General features: G+C 73.9%; 24 protein-coding genes and 1 pseudogene. 7 read left to right on the forward strand and 18 right to left on the reverse strand.

Going from position 1 to position 22,021, the window contains the following annotated elements; genetic code table 11:
• Positions 1 to 107: 107 nt before the first annotated feature.
• The 3 genes from HF577_RS22385 to HF577_RS22395 all read right to left on the reverse strand — a co-directional run bounded on the left by HF577_RS22385 (position 108) and on the right by HF577_RS22395 (position 3,251).
• Entirely contained in the window at positions 108 to 992 is an 885-nt protein-coding gene (locus tag HF577_RS22385; protein ID WP_169397895.1) for an ABC transporter permease, read from the reverse strand.
• Positions 993 to 1,140: 148 nt separating this feature from the next.
• Positions 1,141 to 1,902 (reverse strand): ABC transporter ATP-binding protein, encoded by a 762-nt coding sequence (locus HF577_RS22390; protein WP_169397896.1) that lies wholly within the window; start codon positions 1,900 to 1,902, stop codon positions 1,141 to 1,143.
• Positions 1,903 to 1,907: 5 nt separating this feature from the next.
• Positions 1,908 to 3,251 carry an amidohydrolase family protein gene (locus HF577_RS22395; RefSeq protein ID WP_211174673.1) on the reverse strand — a complete coding sequence of 448 codons (1,344 nt, stop codon included), beginning with the start codon at positions 3,249 to 3,251 and terminating at the stop codon, positions 1,908 to 1,910.
• Between the two features lie 124 nt (positions 3,252 to 3,375).
• On the opposite strand from HF577_RS22395, the gene HF577_RS22400 reads away from it, so the two are divergent.
• Together HF577_RS22400 and HF577_RS22405 are read left to right on the forward strand one after the other, a co-directional pair.
• Positions 3,376 to 3,981 carry a helix-turn-helix domain-containing protein gene (locus tag HF577_RS22400; RefSeq protein ID WP_169397897.1) on the forward strand — a complete coding sequence of 202 codons (606 nt, stop codon included), beginning with the start codon at positions 3,376 to 3,378 and terminating at the stop codon, positions 3,979 to 3,981.
• A complete protein-coding gene (locus HF577_RS22405) occupies positions 3,974 to 4,588 on the forward strand; it encodes a pyridoxine/pyridoxamine 5'-phosphate oxidase (protein WP_169397898.1) in 615 nt (204 codons plus the stop codon). The genes HF577_RS22400 and HF577_RS22405 overlap by 8 nt, the downstream gene beginning before the upstream one ends.
• A 25-nt stretch (positions 4,589 to 4,613) precedes the next feature.
• Here HF577_RS22405 and HF577_RS22410 read toward each other — a convergent pair whose 3' ends face one another.
• Both HF577_RS22410 and HF577_RS22415 read right to left on the reverse strand, forming a co-directional pair.
• Positions 4,614 to 6,167 (reverse strand): GMC family oxidoreductase, encoded by a 1,554-nt coding sequence (locus HF577_RS22410; RefSeq protein WP_169397899.1) that lies wholly within the window; start codon positions 6,165 to 6,167, stop codon positions 4,614 to 4,616.
• Between the two features lie 152 nt (positions 6,168 to 6,319).
• On the reverse strand, positions 6,320 to 7,372 hold the full coding sequence (locus HF577_RS22415) for a Glu/Leu/Phe/Val dehydrogenase (RefSeq protein ID WP_169397900.1): 1,053 nt from the start codon (positions 7,370 to 7,372) through the stop codon (positions 6,320 to 6,322).
• 218 nt (positions 7,373 to 7,590) lie between these two features.
• On the opposite strand from HF577_RS22415, the pseudogene HF577_RS40220 reads away from it, so the two are divergent.
• A pseudogene (locus tag HF577_RS40220) lies at positions 7,591 to 8,307 on the forward strand (LysR substrate-binding domain-containing protein); the annotation flags it as partial.
• Positions 8,308 to 8,580: 273 nt separating this feature from the next.
• Here the strand turns inward: HF577_RS40220 and HF577_RS38605 are convergent.
• The 6 genes from HF577_RS38605 to HF577_RS22440 all read right to left on the reverse strand — a co-directional run bounded on the left by HF577_RS38605 (position 8,581) and on the right by HF577_RS22440 (position 12,914).
• Positions 8,581 to 9,420 carry an amidohydrolase family protein gene (locus HF577_RS38605; RefSeq protein WP_246266969.1) on the reverse strand — a complete coding sequence of 280 codons (840 nt, stop codon included), beginning with the start codon at positions 9,418 to 9,420 and terminating at the stop codon, positions 8,581 to 8,583.
• A gap of 196 nt (positions 9,421 to 9,616) precedes the next feature.
• Entirely contained in the window at positions 9,617 to 9,949 is a 333-nt protein-coding gene (locus HF577_RS38610) for a hypothetical protein (RefSeq protein ID WP_246266970.1), read from the reverse strand.
• A 38-nt stretch (positions 9,950 to 9,987) separates the two neighbouring features.
• Positions 9,988 to 11,340, reverse strand: a complete 1,353-nt coding sequence (locus tag HF577_RS22430; RefSeq protein WP_312859298.1) for an MFS transporter — start codon at positions 11,338 to 11,340, stop codon at positions 9,988 to 9,990.
• Complete coding sequence (locus tag HF577_RS22435; RefSeq protein ID WP_169397901.1) at positions 11,337 to 12,500, reverse strand: LLM class flavin-dependent oxidoreductase; 1,164 nt, start codon at positions 12,498 to 12,500, stop codon at positions 11,337 to 11,339. Before HF577_RS22435 ends, HF577_RS22430 begins: the two co-directional genes overlap by 4 nt.
• A gap of 71 nt (positions 12,501 to 12,571) precedes the next feature.
• A complete protein-coding gene (locus HF577_RS40225) occupies positions 12,572 to 12,655 on the reverse strand; it encodes a putative leader peptide (protein ID WP_407692229.1) in 84 nt (27 codons plus the stop codon).
• Between the two features lie 100 nt (positions 12,656 to 12,755).
• Positions 12,756 to 12,914 (reverse strand): hypothetical protein, encoded by a 159-nt coding sequence (locus HF577_RS22440; protein WP_169397902.1) that lies wholly within the window; start codon positions 12,912 to 12,914, stop codon positions 12,756 to 12,758.
• Positions 12,915 to 13,042: 128 nt separating this feature from the next.
• Between HF577_RS22440 and HF577_RS22445 the strand changes: the two genes are divergently transcribed.
• The 4 genes from HF577_RS22445 (at position 13,043) to HF577_RS22460 (ending at position 16,105) form a co-directional block, all read left to right on the forward strand.
• A complete protein-coding gene (locus HF577_RS22445) occupies positions 13,043 to 13,564 on the forward strand; it encodes a hypothetical protein (protein ID WP_169397903.1) in 522 nt (173 codons plus the stop codon).
• A 260-nt stretch (positions 13,565 to 13,824) separates the two neighbouring features.
• Positions 13,825 to 14,049: an ATP synthase F0 subunit C gene (gene atpE / locus HF577_RS22450; RefSeq protein ID WP_169397904.1), complete on the forward strand. Its 225-nt coding sequence runs from the start codon at positions 13,825 to 13,827 to the stop codon at positions 14,047 to 14,049.
• Between the two features lie 47 nt (positions 14,050 to 14,096).
• Positions 14,097 to 15,392 carry a sensor histidine kinase gene (locus HF577_RS38615; RefSeq protein ID WP_169397905.1) on the forward strand — a complete coding sequence of 432 codons (1,296 nt, stop codon included), beginning with the start codon at positions 14,097 to 14,099 and terminating at the stop codon, positions 15,390 to 15,392.
• A gap of 44 nt (positions 15,393 to 15,436) precedes the next feature.
• Positions 15,437 to 16,105: a response regulator transcription factor gene (locus HF577_RS22460; protein WP_312859299.1), complete on the forward strand. Its 669-nt coding sequence runs from the start codon at positions 15,437 to 15,439 to the stop codon at positions 16,103 to 16,105.
• Positions 16,106 to 16,244: 139 nt separating this feature from the next.
• Here HF577_RS22460 and HF577_RS22465 read toward each other — a convergent pair whose 3' ends face one another.
• The 7 genes from HF577_RS22465 to HF577_RS22495 all read right to left on the reverse strand — a co-directional run bounded on the left by HF577_RS22465 (position 16,245) and on the right by HF577_RS22495 (position 22,019).
• Entirely contained in the window at positions 16,245 to 16,502 is a 258-nt protein-coding gene (locus HF577_RS22465; protein ID WP_169397906.1) for a DUF6295 family protein, read from the reverse strand.
• Between the two features lie 7 nt (positions 16,503 to 16,509).
• Positions 16,510 to 17,262 (reverse strand): dienelactone hydrolase family protein, encoded by a 753-nt coding sequence (locus tag HF577_RS22470; protein ID WP_169397907.1) that lies wholly within the window; start codon positions 17,260 to 17,262, stop codon positions 16,510 to 16,512.
• A 153-nt stretch (positions 17,263 to 17,415) separates the two neighbouring features.
• Positions 17,416 to 18,555, reverse strand: a complete 1,140-nt coding sequence (locus HF577_RS22475) for a P1 family peptidase (RefSeq protein ID WP_169397908.1) — start codon at positions 18,553 to 18,555, stop codon at positions 17,416 to 17,418.
• On the reverse strand, positions 18,552 to 19,343 hold the full coding sequence (locus HF577_RS22480; protein ID WP_407692230.1) for an ABC transporter ATP-binding protein: 792 nt from the start codon (positions 19,341 to 19,343) through the stop codon (positions 18,552 to 18,554). Before HF577_RS22480 ends, HF577_RS22475 begins: the two co-directional genes overlap by 4 nt.
• Positions 19,344 to 19,402: 59 nt before the next feature.
• A complete protein-coding gene (locus tag HF577_RS22485; RefSeq protein WP_169397909.1) occupies positions 19,403 to 20,218 on the reverse strand; it encodes an ATP-binding cassette domain-containing protein in 816 nt (271 codons plus the stop codon).
• On the reverse strand, positions 20,215 to 21,072 hold the full coding sequence (locus HF577_RS22490) for an ABC transporter permease (RefSeq protein ID WP_169397910.1): 858 nt from the start codon (positions 21,070 to 21,072) through the stop codon (positions 20,215 to 20,217). Before HF577_RS22490 ends, HF577_RS22485 begins: the two co-directional genes overlap by 4 nt.
• Entirely contained in the window at positions 21,069 to 22,019 is a 951-nt protein-coding gene (locus tag HF577_RS22495) for an ABC transporter permease (RefSeq protein ID WP_169397911.1), read from the reverse strand. The genes HF577_RS22490 and HF577_RS22495 overlap by 4 nt, the downstream gene beginning before the upstream one ends.
• Positions 22,020 to 22,021: the final 2 nt, after the last annotated feature.

Here is a 22,021-nt window from a genome sequence, read left to right on the forward strand (position 1 = left end):
CACATCTCCGACTGACCCTGTCGCATACACCACACTCCTCTGCTAACCGCTGTCACATTTCTCGGAGGCGCTTGTTTGCTCAGTATCGAGGGGTGTCGCGCCAATTTCTATTCCGAGAGTGCGGCGAAGATCATGAAGACCACGACGCCGAACAGCGCGGTGAGCGCGATGGCTGTGAACAGCGCGTCCATCTGCAGGCGCTGGGTGTAGATCCTCAGCAGGCCGCCGATGCCCGGAGCGCCCTGCTGGAAGTAGAAGTCGGCGACGATCACGCCGATGACCGACAGGCCCGCCGCGTTGCGCAACCCCGTGAAGATCGACGGCACCGCGGCGGGGAACTGCAGCTTCACCAGGCGCTGCCGGCGGGTGGCCTTGTTGAGGGTGAACAGGTCATGCGCGGCCGCGCTCGCGGACTGCAACCCGAACAGCGTGTTGGAGATCATCGGGAACAGCGCGATGATCACACAGACCACCACGCGGGCCGTGGCCGCGTAACCGAGCCAGATGCCGATGAGCGGCACGAGTGCGAGGATCGGGATCGTCTGCAGAATCACCGCGTACGGGTAGAGGATCTTCTCCGCCCACCCGGACTGCGACATCACCACGGCGTAGCCGATGCCGAGCACCACGGCCACGACCAGCCCGATCATCGCCACCGACACGCTGCGTCCCAGCGCCTCCAGCATGGGCTGCATCAGCTGCGGGTTGGACAGTGCACCACCGAACGCCTCGTGTGGCGGTGGCAGCAGGAACCGCTGGCTCGGCGGGAGCACCAGGTACGACACCCCGTACCAGACGACCAGGATCCCGGCGAGGGCAGCGAGGATCGGCAGCGACCTCGCCAGCGCCTGCCGTACCCGCCCCGGGCCCCGCGCGGGCGCGGCCGGCGCCCCACCGGGGTGGGGCAGGGACGCGGGCGGCGCGGGATCGGGACCGGCGAGGGCCGGTTCGCGGTGGGCGGTGACGACGGACGGGTCGGCGCGGCCGCTCATCGCTCGCCCTCGCGGCGCTCGGGCGGCGCTTCGCGAAGGCGCTGTGACACTGACTCGCTCGCAAGCTCGCTCATGAGCGCTCCCCCAACGCGGCGCTCGGGCGGCGCTTCGCGAAGGCGCTGTGACACCGACTCGCTCGCAAGCTCGCTCATGAGCGCTCCCCCAACGCGGCCGACACGCGCCCCGTGATCTCGGCGAACTCCGGTGCGTAGCGCAGCTCCGGTGGCCGCGGGTACTCCCACGGCACCGCGATCTCCGCAACGATCCGACCGGGTCGGCCGCTCATCACCAGCACGCGGGTGGACAGGTAGACCGCCTCCGAGACCGAGTGTGTGATGAACAGCCCGGCGAACCGCTTCAGGCGGAAGATCTTCTGCAGCTCGGTCTGCATCTGCAGGCGCGTGATCTCGTCCAGCGCCCCGAACGGCTCGTCGAAGAGGGCGAGCTCTGGTTCGGCGACGAGCGCCCTCGCGAGGGACACGCGCATCCGCATGCCCCCGGAGAGCTGGCGCGGGTGCTGCTGCTCGAACCCGCGCAGGCCGACGAGGTCGAGCACCTCCTGGGCCCGCTGCCGGCGTTCCTCGCGGGGCACGCCCCGCAACTCGCCGACGAGCTCGACGTTGCGGGCCGCGCTGCGCCACTCCAGCAGCGTGGCGTCCTGGAAGACGTAGCTCGTGGAGGCGGCGGAGACCTCGATCGACCCGTCGCTGACCTGCTCGAGCCCGGACGCGAGCCGCAGCAGTGTGGACTTCCCGCAGCCCGACGGCCCGACGACCGTGACCAGCTCGCCGGGCGCGATGGTCAGGCTGACGTCGGTGAGGGCGACGGTGCCGGTGGGGAACTTCTTCATGACCCGGTCGAGGACCAGGGTTCGGGTGGTGGCCTCCCGGGGAGGCGCGGTGGCGGCCATGGTGCTCACCTCACGTAGCTCAGCGCGGCGGACGGTGGGGGTGCCCAGCGCTCGGCGGCGCTGGGCGACGGCAGGTCCAGCGACCGGCTGATCCGGGTATCGGCCACGACCCGGCCCGCCGAGACGACCACCCGCGCGTCACCGGCTCCGGCCAGGACGTCGCCGAGGTCGGTGTCGGGCACGAGCAGCAGGTCAGCGACGTCGCCGGGCGCCGTACCGGCCTGCGGCAGGCCGAGCACCGTGCGCGCACCGGTGGTGACCGCGGCGAGGGCCTCCCCCGGGCGCAGGTGCCCCGCGGTCATGAGCAGCGACGTCGTCTCGAACGGATCGGCCCGGCCTGCGGGGTTGAACGGGTCGCGCAGGTTGTCGGCGCCCGCGGCGAGCGCGATGCCGGCGTCGAGGATGCGGCGCACCGCGGTGAGCCCGCGCGGCCGTAGGTAGGAGGCGTCGCGGCCCTGCAGGTAGAGGTTCGTGATCGGCAGCGTGACGACGCCGAGCCCGGCGCGCGCCACCAGCTCCAGCACCGGGTCGAGGCGCTCCGGGGGCAGCGACCCCAGCCGGACGCAGTGGCTGGCGGTGACGCGGTGGGCGAGGCCCCGCGCCAGCACCTGCTCGGCCATGTCGACGATGTCCATGCCCGAGTCGGGGCCGGTGACGTCGGTCTGCTCGTCGGCGTGCAGGTCGACCGGCAGCCCGTGGCGCTCCGCGACGTCGAGCATGCGGGTGATCTCGTGGTGAGGGTCGGGGGCGAGGTGCGGGCAGCCGCCGACGACGTCGATCCCCCGGGCGACGGCCTCGGCGACCACCGCGTCCGGTGCCTCGCTGCCGGCGAGCAGGCAGACCTGCAGCGTCACCCGGCCACGCAACTGCTCCCGCAACGCAACGAGCGCGTCGACGCCGCGGAGCGGGTCGCCCTCCCGCGGGACGTCGACGTGGGTGCGGATGCTGGTGATCCCGCGGGCCACGTACCGGTGGACGGCGGCCAGCGCCCGCGCCGAGATGTCGGCGGCGTCGATGCCCGGCAGGACGGCGCGCCACTGCTCGATCGCCGCCACGAGGTCGTTGCCCGCCCCGGCGTCGATGCGGGGCGCGGTGAGCGCCTTGTCGAGGTGGGCGTGCGGCTCGCAGGCGGCGGGCAGGACGCGCCAGCCCGTGGCGTCCAGGTCGACACCGGCGGCCCGGCGGGGGTCACCGGGGGCCGGGTCCTCCCCGGCCGCGATCCGCCCGTCTTCGATCGCCAGGTCGGCCACGGTGCCGTCGGGAAGGCGCACCCCGCGGACGGCCCGCAGCACGTTCCCGGCCAGGTGCGGGGCGGTGTCGGGGGCACCGATCGGTTGCGTACTCCTCACGGGTACCGAGGACCTCCCCCATCTTGTGCGGCTCTGACCTGCGGGATATTCATGGGACCAACATCGGGGACGCTAGGGACCGTGCGTTGCCGCCGTGTGACCGACGATTCGCGGACGTGTGAACATGACGACAGTGCGCAGCAGCGCGAAACGACCATCGGACGTCCAGCGCGACGCCGACGCGCGCCTCGGCCGGGCGATCCGCGGCGTCCGTCACGACCGCCGTATGACGCTGGTACAGGTGGCCGAGGCCTCGGGGCTCTCGCAGCCGTTCCTGTCCCAGCTGGAGCGCGGCCGCACCCGGCCGTCGATGCGGTCGCTCTTCCGGATCGCCGCCGCGCTCGGCACGACGCAGCAGGCTCTGCTCGGCATGGCCGCGGGCGACCCGTCGGACGAACCGGTGCGCGGCACCGCGGCCGCGCTCGTCGACGTCGTCGAGACGGGCGGTGCGCGCCTGCTGCTGCACGACCCGGCGGGCGCCGACATCACCGAGTTCGTCTGCGTACCCACCGAGTTCGGGGAGTACTTCAGCCACGAGCGCCGCGAGCTGCTCTACGTCGCGCGCGGGCGGATCGAGGTGGAGCTGCGCGAGGCGGGGAGCAGCCGGACGGCCACGCTCGAGGCCCGCGACACGATCTCCTACGCCGGTCTCGTCGAGCACCGGTTTCGGCAGGTCGGCCCCGATCCGTGCGTTGTGCTCGTCGTCCACAGTGGAGGATCGGGTGCGTGAGGCGCTGACGGGCGACCCGCTCGACGTGCTGGCCCGCTGGGTCGCCGACGCCGCCTCCGCCGGTCTCCCGCTGCCGAGCACGATGACCCTGGCCACCGCCGACGCCGGCGGCGTGCCACACGCTCGCACCGTGCTCGTGACGGCGATCAACCCCGGCGGCGTGAGCTTCCACTCCTCGGTACCCACCACGAAGACCCGCGACCTCGCGGCGAACCCACGCGCCTCCGCGGTGTTCCACTGGCCTGCGCTCGGCCGCCAGGTGGTGCTGCAGGGCACGGCGGCGCAGCTCGACCCCGCGACGTCGCAGGCCGCGTTCCCCACCCGGCCCCGGCAACTGCAGCTGCTCGCCTGGGTCTACGAGGCCCTCGCCCCCGGCCTCGCCGCCCCGGGCTACGAGGTGGAGCCCGGGGCCGTCGAGCACGCGTTCGACGACGCCGCCGACCACCACCCCGGCACCCCGCCGATGCCACCGAGCTGGACGACGATCCGGCTGGTGCCGGAGCAGATCGACTTCTGGCAGGCCGGCGCCGAGCTCAGCCCTCCGGGCAAGACCCGCTTCGTCATCGGGGACGGCCACACCTGGCGCTGCTTCCCGGTCCTGCCGTGAGCGATCACCCCGGTCGGCGGTCAGCTCAGCGGGACAGCAGGAGATCGGCGGCCCGCTCGGCGATCCCGTAGACGGTGGCGTTCGTGTTGGCCGACACGATCGACGGCATGACCGACGCGTCGGCCACCCGCAGCCCGTCGATCCCCCGCACCCGCAGATCGGTGTCGACCACCGCCATGTCATCGGTGCCCATCCGGCACGAACCCACCTGGTGGGAGTAGGTCCGCAGGCTCCCGAACAGGTAACGGCGCACGGCCTCACCGTCGTCGTCGCGTACACCCGGCCCCGGGAGCACCTCCTCGGCCCGCCACGGCGCCAGGGCATCGACCCGCCCGATGGCCCGGGCGATGCGCAGGCCGGCCGCCATCACCTCGACGTCGCGGGGGTCGCCGTAGTAGTTCGGGTCCAGCAGCGGTGCCGTGCCGGGCCGGGCGTCGGCCAGCCGGATCGTCCCCCGGCTGCTGGGGGTCATCGCACCGAACGCGACGCTGTACGCCTGACCGGGCACGGGCAGCGAGGGCGGCAGTGCGGGCGCGAAGTACGGGATCTCCAGCACCTGGAACTGCAGGTCCGGGCCGCCGTGCGCGAGAGGGCTGCGGGCCAGCCCGATCAGCTCGGCATGGTTGTTCACCCCGGCCGGGACCGGCACCGGCGAGCTGTAGACCACGGTCGAGCGCGGATGGTCGTGCACGTTCGACCCGACGCCGGGCAGGTCCAGCTCCACGTCGACCCCGACCTCACGCAGGTGGGCCTGCGGGCCGATGCCCGAGAGCAGCAGCAGCTGCGCCGAGCCGACGGTGCCCCCGGCCAGCACGACGTCCCCGCTGCACGCGGCGGTGTGCATTGTGGTGCCCACGCTGTACTCGACACCCGTGCACCGCCCGCCGGTGACGCACACCCGGTGGGCCAGCGCGTCGGTCACGACGTCGAGGTTCGGCCGCGCCAGCACCGGGACGAGGTAGGCGTCGGCCGCGCTCTGCCGCCTGCCGTCCACGATGTTGAGGTCACACCAGCCGAAGCCCTCCTCCAGCCCGCTGTTGATGTCGGCCGCCACCGGGTGGCCGGCCTCGGCCGCCGCGGCCAGCCCCGCCGCCGCCACCGGGTGAGGTTCCGGCGCCGGTGCCACCGTCAGCGGCCCGTCCACCCCCCGGACGGCCGGATCCCGCCCCTGGGTGCGCTCGCTGCGTCGCAGGTAGGGAAGCAGGTCGTCGAACCCCCACCCCGGCGCCCCGGCGGCGGGCCACGCGTCGTAGCTCGACCGGTGGCCACGGATGAAGCACATGCCGTTGATCGCCGACGAGCCACCCAGCACCCGGCCGCGCGGCCACGGGATGACCGTGCCGGTCGCGCTCTGCACCACGCTCGCGCCCGCCCAGTCGACCGCGGTGCCCTGCAGGGCCGGCCACACGGGCGGCACGGCCACCGCGTCCAGCGGCTCCCGGCTCCCGGCCTCGATCAGCAGCACCCGCACGTCCGGGTTCTCCGACAACCGCGCCGCGACCACGCAGCCGGCGGTGCCGCCCCCGACCACCACGAAGTCGTACCCGCGGCCCGGCCCACTCCTGACGTCATCCCCCATGCCGCAACTCCACGCGGTGCGCCCGGCACCTGCAGCGGTATGAGGCCAACCTCACGGATTCCGATGGCCTCTGACCTGCGAAGATCCGCGGTTTGTCCCGATCCTGCCGGGAGCGCGTGGTGGGGCACCCACACGACGGCAGCGATCAGGGGCTACTCGGCGCCCGCGGTGCCCAACCTGCGCTCCGCCAGCACCATCGACTCGTGCAGCGGGGTGGTGCCACCGGCTCGGGCGGCGTCGAGCACCTGGTCCACGGTCTCCTCGATCACCTCGACCCGTGCCGCGGCGTCGTCGTGGTCGAGACCGCCGACCTCACGGTTGAGCACGTAGATCACGCCGCCGGCGCTGGTCACGAAGTCGGGCACCCACACCGTTCCGGCGTCGGCGAGCAGGTCCGCAACCGCGTTGCTGGTCACCTGGTTGTTCGCGGGCCCGATCACCAGCGGCACGTCGAGCGTCGCCACCGTCTCCGGGTTGAGCACGCCGCCCACCGCGGCCGGCACCAGCACGTCGGCGGCGGTCCGGAGGGCCTGCTCCGGTTCCACCCAGGAGTATCCGGCGCTCTCCGCCGCCGCCTGCTTCCTCCCGTCGACGTCGGAGACCACGACGGTGGCCCCCGCCCGGGAGAGGTCGGCGGCGAGCCGTGACCCGACCGAGCCGTACCCGGCGATCACCACCCGGCGGCCCGACAGCGACTCCGAGCCGAAGACGTGCCGGGCGCCAGCGCGCAGCGCGGCCTGGACGCCCCGGGCGGTGGGCGTGCCCGAGTTCCCGGTGCCGCCGTGCTCCTGCGGCAGGCAGAACGAGTGGGGAGTCACCTCCCGGATGGTCATCATGTCCTCCGGTCCCGTGCCCACGTCGGGTCCCACGAGGTAGGAGCCCTCGAAGGTGGCGACCATCTCGCCCACGTCGTGGAGCACGTCCCGGCGCAGCCGGGGCGTGAGCACCGTGCCCATCGGCAGCGCGACAACGGTCTTGCCGCCCCCGTACTCCAGTCCGGCGGCCGCGCATTTGTAGGTCATCGCCTCGGCGAGCCGCATGGCGTCCGACGCGCCGTCCTGCCAGCTCGGATAGGTCCAGATTCGGCAGCCGCCCACGGCGGGACCGAGCACCCGGGAATGCACGGCGACGGTGATGGCGGCGCCGGACCGCCGACCGCGCCGGACCAGCACGTCCTCCTGGTGCAGGGCACCGTTCTCAGACATCGAGACCTCAGCTCTCATTCCTCGGCAATGGAAAAACAATCGTTTTCGCCAGCCTGTCGGGCGGCCCGCTGTCCCATCCTGAGCCGCGCCGTCATCGGCTGACAACGCACATTCCAGCTACCGGTCATCGCGGATCGTGCTAACAAGGGGTCATGTAGCTACGGCACCTCGCGGCGTTCACCGCCGTCGCGGAGGAGGGGAGCTTCACCGCCGCCGCGGAGCGCCTGCACATGGTGCAGTCCGCCGCCTCGGCCGCCGTGCGCACCCTCGAGCGCGAACTCGGCGCACGGTTGTTCGACCGCACCACCCATCGCGTCGAGCTGACCTCGGCCGGCCGGCTGCTGCTGCCCGAGGCACGGCGCACGCTGGCCGCAGCCGCCGCAGCGCGGGACGTGATCAACCAGATGCACGGTGGGCTGCGCGGCACGGTGCGGCTGGGGATCAACCAGTGGGACCGCGCCTTCAGCGTGCCGCGGCTGCTCGCTGAGTTCCGCGCGGAGCACCCGCACGTCGAGATCGAACTGCACCGGGGCGACAGCACCAGCCACACCCTCGCGCTGCACAAGGGGCAGCTGGACCTGGCGTTCATCGCCATCGACGCCGAAGCCGCCCTCGGGCTGTCACTGACAACGCTGGTACGGCAGAGGATGCTGTTCGTCACCTCACTCGACCATCGCCTCGCCGGCCGGCCCTCGATCGACCTCGGCACGACCGCGGGCGAGCCCTTCGCCGAGACGCCACCCACCTGGGGGGTACGCATCTCCATCGACCGCGCCTTCCGGGCCGCCGGTCTCCACCGCCGGGTCGCCTTCGAGGTGGCCGACATCGAGACGGTGCTCGACTTCGTCCGCTTCGGGCTGGCCGTCGCCCTGGTGCCACCCTCGGTGCTGGACTCCTCGTCCGGGGTGAGCGTGATGCCCGTGCCGATCGGGGCTCCGGTGCTCGCCAGGTCGCTGGCAACAGCCACCAACGGGAGATCTCCGCGCCCACCCGCGCCCTGCTCTCCACCGCCCGCCGGTTGGCCCGGGACGACGCGGCCTGATCACGCCGCCCTGCGACAACTCCGTCCGAGCGAGCGAGGTCGACGTGGTGGGGGGTTCGGGCGCGCCCACGACCCCGCTCAGGTCGATCTCGCCCGGTCCAGGACCCGCCCGGCCCTGTGCCGCCCTCCGCGAACCTCGAGCCTTCCTGCCGACGCACCTTCCACTTCACGACCTGACAAAGCGCGGGGCTGTCATCAGCGACAGACGTTCCGGGCGGCACCAACCCGTAGCAGAAGGAAACTGCGTCCCTCGGCGCGACGGCCGGGCGGCGAGCAGCGCGTGCAGCCCCGAGGCCACCTCGCGCTCGGGCCGGGCCACCAGATGCCCGTCCCGCACCACGACCCGGCCCGCCACGACGACGTGGCGCGGCTTCCGGCCCGGCGCGGCCCAGAGCAGCCCGGCCAGCGGGTCGGCCACACCGGCGTCCGCGACGCCCGTGACGTCCCAGCAGACGAGATCCGCGGCGGACCCCGGCTCGAGCCGGCCCAGCTCGGGGCGGCCCAGTCCGGCGGCCGAGCCCGCGGTCGCCCAGCCGAGGACCTCGCGCGCGGCCACCGCCCGTCCCACCAGCGGGGCCACCTGGAGTGCGAGCCGGGCGTCGGCGAGCAGGTGACCGGCGTCGTTGCTGCCCCCGCCGCTCGTGCCCAGTCCGAGCGGGATCCCGGCGTCGGCGAGGGCCGCAGCCAGCGCCACCACCCATCCCATCGGCAGGTCACAGCCCGGCGCGTGGGTGGCGCTCGCCCCGGTCGTCGCGACCCGCATGATCTCGGCGGGTGTCACGCCGCACAGGTGGGCGAGCGTGACGTCGGGCGCGAGCCAGCCCCACTCGTCGAGCAGGTCCAGCGGCCGCCGCCCGTAGCGCTGCGCGGCCACCACGACGTCCACCTGCTCGTTGGCCTGCGTGCGCCGGCGCAGGCCGTGCCTGGCCGCCACCTCGCCGAGCAGCGCGAACGTCTCCGGCCCGTCGCTGTGCACGCCGGCCGGGCCCACCGCGACCTGCACCATCCCGGTCGGGTCCCGCCCAGTGCGCTCGCGATCGCGTCGGCCGACGCGGCCGCGGTCTCCGGGTCGTCGCGGGCGCTCCCGCGGACGAACACCAGGCGCCCGCCCAGCTCAGCCGCCGCGGCGGCGACCGCCGACGCGATCGCCACCCCGTCACCGGTGGACGCCGGCCAGGTGAGGTGGTGGTCGGCCACCGTGGTCACCCCGGACAGCAGCGACTCGGCCACCCCCACGGCCGCGCGCGGTGCGCGAGCTCGGCGTCGACGCCGAGCGCCCCGTACGCCGACGCCATGCGCGGCAGCCACTCCCGCATCGGGACGCCCCGGGTGCCGGGCAGCGTCCGGAACGCCGACTGCAGCAGGTGGTGGTGGGCGTCGACCAGTCCCGGCGTGACGACGCAGCCGGAGGCGTCGAGCACGTCGCCGTCGACGGGGGCGGCGGACACGAGGCCGTCCCGGTCACACGCCAGCTCACCGCCCGGTCGCTCGGTCTCGCCCGTCCACACCAACTCGGCCCCGCGCACCGTCAGCATCGATCAGTTGTAGCAACCCGCACGGCGCCGTTCGATCGCTACCAGCGTGTCCCGTTCGTCCATTGTGGACGCCAGCCGATCCAGCGCGGCATCAGCGCCACGGCGGCGAGACTGATCACCGCGGTGACCGCCAGATAGCCCGCGGCCCACCAGGGTTCGCCGCCGCCGAGAGCGAGCAGGCCGGTGAGGAACACCGGCGTCAGCCCGGACGCCCAGATGCCCGACCCCTGGAAGACCAGCGACATGCCGGTGTAGCGGACGTCGGTGTCGAACAGCTCCGCGAAGAGCGTGGACTCCGGACCCGTCATCAGCGCGTACCAGACGCCGAGCTGGAGCAGCAGTACCGCGACGACGAGCCAGGGGATGCCGCTGTGGACCGCGAAGAACGAGGGCACGACGGTGACCCCGAACCCGACGACCCCGATGCCGAATATCCGCCGTCGCCCGTACCGGTCGGCCAGCAGGCCCGCCACCGGTGTCAGCGCCGCCATGAGCAGGGCGCCGCCGGTGACGGCCAGGAGCACGACGACCTTGTTCATGCCGACCGTCGCCGTCGCGTAGGTGATCGCGAAGACGCCCCAGGTGTTGAACGCCGCACCCTCCGCCCAGCGGGCGAGCATCCCGGCGACGATCCCGCGGCGGTGCCCCGCGGTGCGGAAGACCTGGACGACGGGCACGCGCGCCGTCGCGCCGCTCTCGCGCAGCCTGCGGAACTCCGGGGTCTCCAGGATGCGAAGCCGGACCAGCAGGCCCACCGCGACCAGCACGACACTCAGCACGAACGCCGCGCGCCATCCCACGCTCAGGAACGTCTGCTCGTCGAGCACCTCGCCGAGCAGCGCGAACACCCCCGTGCCCAGGGCGAGCCCCAGGCCGAGGCCGATCTGCGGCACGCTGCCGAACCGGGCACGCTTTCCTGCCGGCGCGTTCTCCACCGCCAGGAGCACCGCGCCGCCCCATTCGCCGCCCACGGCGAGACCCTGCAGCACGCGGAGCACCACGAGCAGGATCGGCGCCGCGACACCGATCGACGCGTAGGAGGGCAGCAGCCCGATGAGCGCGGTGGCCGCTCCCATCAGCACCATCGTGGCGACGAGCGTGCGCTTGCGGCCGAGCCGGTCGCCGATGTGTCCGAACAGGACACCGCCGACGGGACGGGCCACGAACCCCACGGCGAACGTCCCGAAGGCCAGCAGGGTGCCCACGAGCTCGTTGCCGACGGGGAAGAACAGCTTGGGGAACACCAGGCTCGCGGCCGTGGCGTAGAGGAAGAAGTCGTACCACTCGACGGTGGTGCCGACCAGGCTCGCCAGCAGGACGGTGCGGGTCCTCGGCGCCGGGCCGTCCGGTGGCCGTTCCGCCAGTACGGCGGCGGTGCCCTGGCCGCTCACTGGGCTGCAGCGAACGGGACGGCGCGCGGCTCGGCCACGTCGAGACCGTGGCCCTCCGGCGGGTTCCAGATCCCTCGCCGGGCCAGCAGGGGCAGCACGCCCTCCCCGACCCACCAGGCCTCCTCCAGGTGCGGGTGCCCGGACAGGATGAACTCCTCGATGCCCAGCGCGTGGTACTCGGCGATCCGGTCGGCGACCTCGGTGTGGCTGCCCACCAGCGCGGTTCCGGCGCCGCCCCGCACGAGGCCGACACCGGCCCACAGGTTGGGCGACACCTCCAGGTTGGACGTGGAGCCGCCGTGCAGCGACCGCATCCGCCGCTGCCCCTCCGACTCGCTGCGCGCGAGACCGGCCTGCACCTTCTCGATCGTCGCCGGGTCGATCGCCGCGATCAGCGACTCGGCGTGCGCCCAGGCCTGCTCGGAGGTGTCGCGGGTGATCACGTGCAGCCGGATGCCGAAGCGGACCGTGCGCCCGCGCGCCGCGGCGAGCCCGCGGATCCAGGCGATCTTCTCCGCGACCTGCGCAGGCGGCTCACCCCAGGTGAGGTAGACGTCGGCGTGGTCGGCGGCGATCTCGCCCGCGATGGGCGAGGAGCCCCCGAAGAAGACCGGCGGCACCGGGTCGGGCAACCGGTTGAGGAACGCACCCTCCACGTGCACGTGCTCGCCGTCGAGATCGACCTTCTCGCCCCGCCACAGCGCCCGCACGACCTGCAGGAACTCCCCCGTGCGGCGGTAGCGGGCGTCCTTGTCCAGGAAGTCGCCGTAGGCCCGCTGTTCGAGAGGCTCTCCGCCCGTCACGACGTTCAGCAGCAACCGGCCACCGGAGTGCCGCTGGTAGGTCGCCGCCATCTGCGCCGCGAGCGTGGGCGACACCGAGCCCGGACGGAACGCGACGAGGAACTTCAGCCGCTCGGTCTCGGCCACGAGCATCGCCGTGGTGAGCCACGCGTCCTCGCACCACGCGCCCGTCGGCGTGAGCGCTCCGGCGAAACCGACCTGTTCGGCGGCGCGGGCCACCTGGGTCAGGTAGCCGATCGACGCCGGCCGGACGCCGCCGGCGGAACCGACGTCGACGCCGTGGCCACCCCCGACGAGCTGGCGGCCGTCGCCGTAGGTGGGCAGGAACCAGTGCGCGGTCAGAGGACCAGGAGACACGAGAAGACCTTTTCTGCACGACCCGCGGGAGCAGAGATCCCAGACGGGCGGGGGACGGAACGGGCTGTGCGTCAGCCGCGACAGACGCAGGACGCCAGGCGGCACAGGTCGACATGCCGACGTTGCGTGAGCAGGACCCCGATCACGTCTTCCACAGCAACAGACCGGACCGGTGGACGCAACCGAATGTGATGCGACAGATGGGGGATTTCCGGTCCGACACAGCGCTATTTGTTCGAACATTTCTCAGCTCTCTCACCTGCCGAAACCGGGAAGGGAAATGGCGGCGGTAATGTCGGACCCCGCTCGGCCGACCAGGTTGCGCTCGGGCGGTCGGGCAGGTCCGCGCTTTTCGGCAACAGAGCTGCGATCGCACACTTCCTCGTCGACCGGAATGACCGGAATGTCGGCCACCGCTGTAGGCGTGCCGCCACGGCCAGACCCTCTCGCGACGTGGCGAGGTGAGGAGCCCTTCAACTGCTGCTGTCGGACCGCCCTAGAGGATCTGTCTACCCACACGGAATGATGCGGGGATGCCGCCCGTGACCCTGACGCTGACCATGAGCGCCGACATCGACCCGCCGCTCGCCGGGCCCCAGGCCGCCCAGCAGCTCGGCCGGGAGATCGCCCGACGTTCCGACGCGCAGCTCGCCGGCACCTCCCTCTCCCCGGACCACGGCCGCGTCAGCTGGACGGTCCTGCGGCCGCGGTCCGAAGGGGCGTACTCCTACCCGCTCCTCGAGCTGGAGCGCACCGTCCACGCCGTCGTCCGGGAGACCGAAGGCTGGGAGGGCGCCCTGATCCGGCCCACCGAGCTCCGGGTCCTGACCGCCGACGACGTCGACGACCGCCCCGACGAGCCGTCGATCCCCGACCTCGTGGGCGTCGACGAGTTCGCGGAGCTGCTCGGCGTCAACCGGGCCCGCTTCTACCAGCTGCGCGACCGGCCCGACCTCGGGTTCCCGGGCCCGGTCGCCCGGGGCGTGTACCTGCGGGCCTCGGCGGAGCAGTACGCGCAGGACCGCGCCCGCCGGCTGGGGCGCCAGGCCGCCACCGAGGGCTGACCGTCGTCGATCGGCAAGTCACTCGCTCCACCTGCGGGGCTTGAGCCCGTTCATCGAACATCGCCGGACCACCTCGACCTCGACGCACCGGGCTGACCCGCTGCGTACGGGGCAGGGCGTCGGTCAGCCGATGGTCGAGATCGCTGTCGACCTGTGGCCGGCGGACGTGGACCTCGAACCGATGTGCGCAGCCCTGGCCCGCTGACACCGTCGATCATGCCCGGCGCCGGCCCACGGCGCTCGCCTGATCGGAGATCCTCATGACCGGCTCGCTCGCCGACCTCGGATACGGCCTCTCGATCGTCGGGTACGGCCTCTCGGCGATCGGGCCGGGGATCGGCGTCGGCCTCGTCTTCGCCGCCTTCATCAACGCCGTGGCCCGCCAGCCGGAGGCCCGCGGCCAACTGCAGGGCATCGCGTTCATCGGCTTCGCGCTGTCCGAGGCGCTCGCCATCCTCGGCCTGGTGCTCGTCTTCGCCCAGTAGGGACAACAGAGGCAAACCGCCCTGATGATCGCTAGGCTCCGTGGTCGATGCACCCCGCCCCCACCGGCAGCGCTGTCCCGGGCCCTGACCTGCCCGGGATCCTGCCGGGGGTGCTCCGGTCCGGGCTGCTCCCGCCGGAACCGCCGGTGAGCACCGGCGCCTGGCACACGGCCCGCGACCGGGCGGCCGACGTCGGCTGTGTCGTGGTAGCCGCCGCCATCGCGTTCCTCGTGTTCATGCCGCCGCCCGGCCCCGGCTCGCTCGGCCTGCCGGACGCCCCGCCGCTGGTGAACCTGGCGGCCGGCGCTCTCTCGTGGCTGTCGCTGTGGTGGCGGCGCCGGTGGCCCGTCCCGCTGGCCGTCGCGCTCGTCCTGGGTGCGGTGCTGGTGCCGACGGTCGTCGGGGCCGCGGCGCTCGCGCTGTTCACCGTGGCCGTGCACCGGCGCGCCGCCGTCACCGCGGCAGTGACCCTGCTGGCCGTGGTGGCGGGACTGGTGCAGCACCGGCTGCACCCCATCGACCCCGACACGCCCGTCACGTACTGGGTCACGTGCGGCATCCACGCACTCGTGTGCCTGCTCGCCGCGACGTGGGGCGTCACCGTGCGAGCCCGCAGGCAGCTGGTGCTGTCGCTGGCCGAGCGCACCCGCCGGGCGGAGGCCGACCAGCAAGAGCGCATCCGGCAGGCGAGGCAGCGCGAGCGCGAACGCATCTCCCGGGAGATGCACGACGTGCTGGCCCACCGGCTCTCGCTGCTGAGCATGCACGCCGGAGCACTGGAGTTCCGGCCCGACGCCTCACCCGAGACGGTGGCCGAGGCGGCCGGGGTGATCCGGGCCAGCGCGCACCAGTCGCTGGTCGACCTGCGGGAGATCCTCGCCGTACTGCGCGCGGCCGACCACGACGACGACACCGACCGCGACACCGACGGCGACGCCCTGCACCCCCAGCCCGGCCTCCACGGCCTCGGCCTGCTGGTCGAGGAGACCCGCCGGGCCGGCACCGTCGTCACGGTCCGCGACGAGGTCACGGCCGCGGACGCCGTGCCGGCGGTCCTCGGCCGCACCGCATTCCGGGTGGCGCAGGAAGGCCTCACCAACGCGCGCAAGCACGCCCCGGGCGCGCCCGTCGCCGTCTCGCTGACCGGCGGCCCGGGCGACGGGCTCACCGTCGCGATCTGCAACCGGCTCGCCGAGGGCGCACCGGCCCCAGAGGTGCCGGGTTCCGGAACGGGCCTGGTCGGGCTGGCCGAGCGCGCCGTGCTGGCCGGTGGGCGCCTCGAGCACGGGCCGACGGCCCATGGCGAGTACCGCCTGTGCGTGTGGCTGCCGTGGCCGGCGTGACGGAACCCGCGACGGGCCGGGCAGGGCCGGTCCGGGTGCTCGTAGTGGACGACGATCCCCTGGTGCGTTCCGCGCTGCACACGATGCTGGGCGGTACCCCGCTCGTCGAGATCGTCGGGCAGGCCGCCGACGGGACGCACGTCCCCGCCGCCGTCGCCGCCCACGACCCGCAGGTGGTGCTCATGGACATCCGGATGCCGGTGGTCGACGGCCTCGCCGCCACCGCGGCGCTGCGCGCCCGCCCGGACGCGCCCGAGGTCATCATCCTGACCACCTTCGACACCGACGACCACGTCCTGCGCGCCCTGCGGGCCGGAGCGGCGGGGTTCGTCCTGAAGGACACGCCACCGGCGCGCATCCTCGACGCCATCCTGCGCGTCGCGGACGGCGAGACGATGCTCTCGCCCTCGGTGCTGCGACAGCTGGTCGACCACGTCACCACCGGCGAGGGCGCACGGCGGCACCGGGCCGCCGAGCGGCTCGACCGGCTCACGACGCGGGAGCGTGAGGTCGCCACCAGGATCGGCGAGGGACTCACCAACGCCGAGATCGCCGCGAGCCTCCACATGAGCGTCGCGACGGTGAAGGCCCACATCACGCGCATCCTCACCGCCCTCGGCCTGAACAACCGGGTGCAGATCGCCCTCCTCGCCCACGACGCCGCCCCCGGCGGCGACAGTCCGACGACCGGGCGCACCCGGAACCCGAGGTAACTGCGGCCTGGTGTAGCAGCAACACCGGTCGCCGACGCTGGGACGGGTTCCTGCAGCGGGCCGTGTACCCGGTGCGGGAGGAGCGCGGCGAGGTCGTCGTCGACCTCTGACTTGCGCCCCACCCGGTCCGGGGACGAGCTCAGTGGTGTTTCGCGCGATCCACCGTGACCTGCAGCGCCTCCAGCAGGGCACGCGCCGAGTCGAGGCTCAGCTCCACCGCCACCCGGGCACCGGGGCCGCGGTCGGGGTTGAGGAAGTCGATGTTCACCGTGTGCGCGTCGGGGGCGTGCACGGGGTGGTCGTAGTAGACGGTCGCCGTCCGCAGCGGGAACCAGCCGTCGGGACCCTTCCCGCTGCTGGCCGCGACGTCGATCTTCTCGGTGCTGTAGGTGCACATGGCCGGGTCAGGCCTTTCCGGACAGGTGGGTGGCGAAGAAGGCCTCCACGCGCTGCCAGCCGTCGATCGCGGCCGCGACCCGGTAGGCCGGCCGGTCCACCGCGAAGAAGGCGTGCCCGGCGTCGTCGTAGCGGTGGAACTCGTACTCCTTGCCGTGGGTCTGCAGCAGCTTCTCCAGCTCGTCGACCTGGTCGGGCGACGGGTTGGAGTCCTCGTTGCCGAACAGCCCCAGCACCGGGGCGCGCAGCTCGGCGATCCGGTCGGCCAGCGGCTGTACCCGCCACGGGAAGCCCTCGGGCGGCGTGCCCACGACGAACGCGCCGTAGCAGTCGACCGCGCCCTGGATGTCCAGCTCCAGCGCGGTCAGGAACGCCTGGCGCCCACCGGAGCAGTACCCGATGGTGCCGACCTTGCCGTTGGACGTGGGCAGGGCGCGCAGCCACCGCACCGCACCCGCGGCGTCACCGACGAACCGGGCGTCCGGCACGCCGCCGTTGGCCCGCGCGGCGGCAGCGGCGTCGTCCGGCTCCGCGCCGGGGGCCTCGCGGCTGTAGAGGTTCACGCAGATGGCGTTGTAGCCCCGGACGGCGAACCGCCGCACGATCTCCTTGCTCTCGCGGTCGTAGCCGGGCATGTGGTGGATCACCAGTACGCCCCCACGGCTCCCGCCGTCCATCGGACGCGCGGCGTAGGCCTCGATCTCATCGTTGTCGGCACCCTGGATGCCCACCGTTTCGGCGAGCACGGCGTCATAGCGCACGGAGGTCTTCTCCTCTGATCGTCGGGATCCGACGGACGCCGGATCCCGACCCCTTCATACCGCCGCAAGCAGTCATCCGGCTGCGGTGGGCCCTGGCATCCGGGACAGGCCCCGCGACCAGGCGTGGAGGAATGTCCTGAGTGTCCATTGTGGCTACTTCAGGGGCAGCGCCGCGCACGCGCCCGGGTAGAGCTCGCGGTAGGCGGCGACCCGCCCGAACGGGGTGACCACCGACTCGGCCTGCAGCACGGCGTGGACGATCGCCCGGGCGAAGGCGCGCTCCGCTGCCGCCAGCACGGCAGGCAGCGGGTCGTCCGGACCGCCGCCATCGTCGCTGCCCGGCACGGACACCGCGAACACGGTGTCGCCGTCGGTGCGGCTGTGCACCGGGGATATCGCACGGGCCATCCCCCGCTGCCCGGCGGCCGCCAGCCGGTGGACGGCTGCGGCGTCGAGCGGGGCGTCGGTGGCGACGGCTCCGATCACCGTGTTGGGGCCGAGCGCCGGGTCGGGCCCGGTCCCCGGGACGGGCAGGGCGAGCCCGGTCCGCGCCCGGCCCGGTTCCGCGAGGCGGCGCTGCGCCGCGGTGTGCTCCGCGGCCGACGGGGTGGCGAGGGGGAACTCGCCGTCGGCCCCGAGACCGAGCGCGTACGGGAGCCCGGTGGCCGGGTCGAGCGTGGAGCCGTGGGCGTTCACCGCGGCGAGCGCGCCGACCACGGTGCCGCCGGGCAGCACGGCGCTCGCCGTCCCGATCCCGCCCTTCAGCTCCGCGGTGACCGCCCCGGTACCGGCCCCGACGCAGCCCTGCGCCACCGGTGCGAACGCGGGCGAGTCCGCCGCCGCCTGCGCCGCACGCCGACCGAACGCGGCGTCGGGCCGGGCGCCGAACTCCCCTCCCCGGCCCAGGTCGTACAGCGCCGCCGCCGGCACCAGCGGGAGCAGGAGCCCCGGCTGGGCGGCCACCACCCGGGTACCCCGGCCGTCGGCGGCGAGCCACTCCAGCACCCCGGCCGCCGCCGCGAGGCCGTAGGCGCTCCCGCCGGTGAGCACCACGGCGTGCGCCGACGCCCCGCCGGCCCGCAGGTCCAGCGCCGCGGTGTCCCGCGTGGCCGGACCGCCACCGATCACCTCGACGGCGGTCGGGGCGCCCGACGGCGGGAGCAGCACCACGGTGGTGCCGGTGAGGAAGCCCTCCCCCACGCGCGTGTCGTGCCCGATCCGGACGCCGGGGACGTCGGTGATCGCGTTGTACGGGCCGGGGACGGTACCGGCAGGCGAGGATCTCCGAGTCATACCTGCTCCCGGTCGGGCAGCTGCGGGACCGCGGCGAGCAGCCGCCGGGTGTAGGGGTGGGACGGCGCGGCCAGCACGTCGGCGGTCCGGCCGCGCTCGACGACCCCACCTTCGTGCAGCACCATGATCTGCTCGCACAGCCGGTGCATCGCGCCGATGTCGTGCGAGACGAGCACCAGCGCCAGTCCGAGGTCGGCGGCCAGCCCCCGCAGCAGGTCCATGACCTGCCCGCGCACCGCGACGTCGAGCGCCGAGAGCGGCTCGTCCCCGACCAGCACGCGCGGTCCGGGGGCGAGTGCGCGGGCGATCGCGATCCGCTGCCGCTGGCCACCGGAGAACTCGTGCGGGTACCGGTCCTTGGCCGGTCCCGGCTCCAGCCCGACGGCACCGAGCAGCTCGGCGACCCGCGCCGCGTGGTCGCCCGGCACGTCGAGGCACTCGAGGGGTTCCGCCACGATGTCGGCCACCCGCATCCGCGGGTCGAGGGAGGCGAACGGGTCCTGCAGCACGACCTGCACCTCCCGCCGGAACCACCGCAGCGTCCGCGGCGGTCCGGGCTCAACCGCACGACCGCGGTAGCTGACCGCTCCCGCGTCGGCCCGGTCCAGTGCCAGCAGCAGCCGGACCAGCGTGGACTTGCCCGACCCCGACTCACCGACGATCCCGACGCTGCCGCCGGCGGCCAGCTCCAGGTCGACCCCGCGCAGGGCGTGGCGGACCGGGCGCCTGTGCAGGAGCCGCTGCCGGGGCAGGGGGTAGTGCCGGTGCAGTGCCTCGGCGCGCAGCAGCACGTCCGCGCTCCCCGCAGCCTCGCCGTCCACCGCTGTCTCCCCTCCGGCGTCCCCGCTCACGATCCCTGCCCCACGGTCCCGACGGGTGCTGGGGCCTGCCAGCTCGTGCGCCGCGCCGCCGCGACCAGCGCCTGCGTCACCGGGTCCCGCGGCTGGTGCAGCACCTGCTCCACCGGGCCGTACTCGCGGACCCGACCGTCGGCCAGCACCGCCACCCGCCGGGCGATCTGCGCGACCACGGCGAGGTCGTGGCTGATGAACAGGAGGGCGGTGCCGCGGCGGCGCACCAGGTCGTCGAGCAGCCCCAGCACCTCGGCCTGGACGGTGACGTCGAGCGCGGTGGTGGGCTCGTCGGCGATCAGCAGGTCGGGCTCCCCCGCGAGCGCGATCGCGATGCCCACCCGCTGGCGCTGGCCGCCGGAGAGCTGGTGCGGGTAGGCGCGGACCAGCACCTCCGGGTCGGGCAGCCCCACCGTGGCGGCCAGCTCGACGGCCCGGCGGGCCGCGGCGGACCGGGAGGCGCCGGTGAGCCGGCGCACCGGTCCGGCGATCTGCGCGCCGACCCGCATCAGCGGGTCCAGCGCCGTCGCCGGCTCCTGGAACACCATCCCGATCCGGCTGCCCCGCACCCGGGCCAGCTCGCGGTCCGAGCCGCCGGCGAGCTCGCTCCCGGCCAGCCGGACGCTGCCGCTGACCGTGGCACCGTCGGGCAGCAGACCGATCGCGGCGAGCGCGGTGAGCGACTTCCCCGACCCGGAGGCGCCGATCAGGCCGAGCCGCTCTCCCGCGTCGAGGCGGAGCGAGACGTCGTCCACCACGGCCCGGCCGCCGAAGCGGACGGTCAGGCCCTCGATCTCCAGCAGCGCCGTCACGGCAGCACCTCCACGGCGGGCGCCGCCTGCCCCGGCAACCGCATCCTCGGGTCGATGGCGTCGCGCAGTGCGTCGCCGAGGAGGGTGAACCCGAGCACGACGACGGCGATCGCGCACCCCGGCCAGACCACCACCAGCGGGTGCACGGTGACGTACTGCTGCAGGTCCTGCAGCATCCGTCCCCAGGACGGGGTGGGCGGCGGGGTGCCGAACCCGAGGTAGGACAGCGCCGCCTCGGCGAGCACCGCCAGCGCGAGCACGAGCGAGAGCTGCACGACGAGCACGGGCGCGACGTTCGGCAGTACGTGGCGACGGACGATGCGCCCGGTGCCCGCCCCGGCCACCTCCGCGGCCAGCACGTAGTCGGCGCCGAGCACCGAGGTCATCTCCGCCCGCGCGACGCGGGCGACGTTCACGCCGGTGCCGATGCCGATGGCGACGACCGCCGTCCACACCGAGCCGCCGTAGACCGCGGCCAGCACCATCGCGAGCAGCAGCGTCGGCAGCGCCACCAGCACGTCGATCAGGTGCGCGACCACCTCGCCACCGTGGCGGGGGACGGCGGCGAGCACGGCGAGGCCCACCCCCACGACGGCGGCCACCACGGTGGCGGTGGCCGCGGTGAACGCCGTGACCCGGGCGCCCGCCAGCAGCTGGCTCGCCAGGTCGCGGCCGCTGCCGTCGGTGCCGAGCAGGTGCCCGCCCGAGAGCGGTGGCAGCCACGTGGAGGCCGGGTCGACCAGCGTCGGGTCGAACGGAGTCCACACCAGCGACACCAGCGCGCCGAGCACGAGCAGCGCCACCACGACGGCGCCCGCGAGGCCGGTGGGGCTGCGCAGCACCCGGCGCGTCACCGGCTCACCCGCAGCCGGGGGTCGATCAGGCGGTGGGCCACGTCGACGAGGAAGCCGATCGTGAGCACCGCCCCGGTGAGCAGCAGCACCTCACCCTGCACCTTCACCAGGTCGCGGTTGCCGACGTCGGTGAGCAGCATCTGCCCCACTCCCGGCAGCGCGAACACCGCCTCGACGACGACCGCCCCCACCAGCAACGCGGCCACCTGCAGTCCCAGGATCGACACGACCGGCAGCGCCGCGTTGCGCAGGCCGTGGCGCAGCAGCGCTCCCGTCCGGGTCAGGCCGGTGGCCCGGGCGGTGCGCAGGAAGTCCTGGTTCAGCACGCCGAGGGTGGCCGACCGCACGAACCGCAGCAGCACCGCGCCCTCGGCCAGAGCCAGCGTGACGGCAGGCAGCACCAGGCTGCGCACGGCCCGCACGGGCTGCTCCCAGCCCGCGGTGGGGAACCCCTGCGCGGGGAGCCAGCGCAGCCACACCGCGAACACGATCGCCAGCACCAGGCCCACCCACAGCGTCGGCAGCGCGATGCCCAGCTGGCTGCCGACCGAGATGACGACGCCGAGCCGCCGCCGGTGCGCGATCGCGGCGAGGACCCCGAGCGGGACCGCCACCAGCACCGACAGCAGCATGGCCACGGCGACCAGCGGCGCCGTGACCGTCAGCTTCTCGCCCAGCTCCGCCGACACCGACACGCCGCTCAGGGCCGAGGTGCCGAAGTCGCCGGCGAGCACGCCCCCGACCCAGGTGGCGTACTGCACGGCCAGCGGCCGGTCCGTGCCCAGCTCGTGGCGCAGCGACGCGACCTGCGCCGGCGTCGCCTGCACCCCGGCGATCACCTGGGCCATGTCCCCGGACAGCAGCTGCAGCAGGAGGAAGATCAGCACGCTCGCCGCGAACAGCGACGCCGCGAACAGCGCGGTGCGACGCACCAGGAACACGACCACGG

Source organism: Pseudonocardia xinjiangensis, from assembly GCF_012911925.1.
Taxonomy (GTDB): domain Bacteria; phylum Actinomycetota; class Actinomycetes; order Mycobacteriales; family Pseudonocardiaceae; genus Pseudonocardia; species Pseudonocardia xinjiangensis.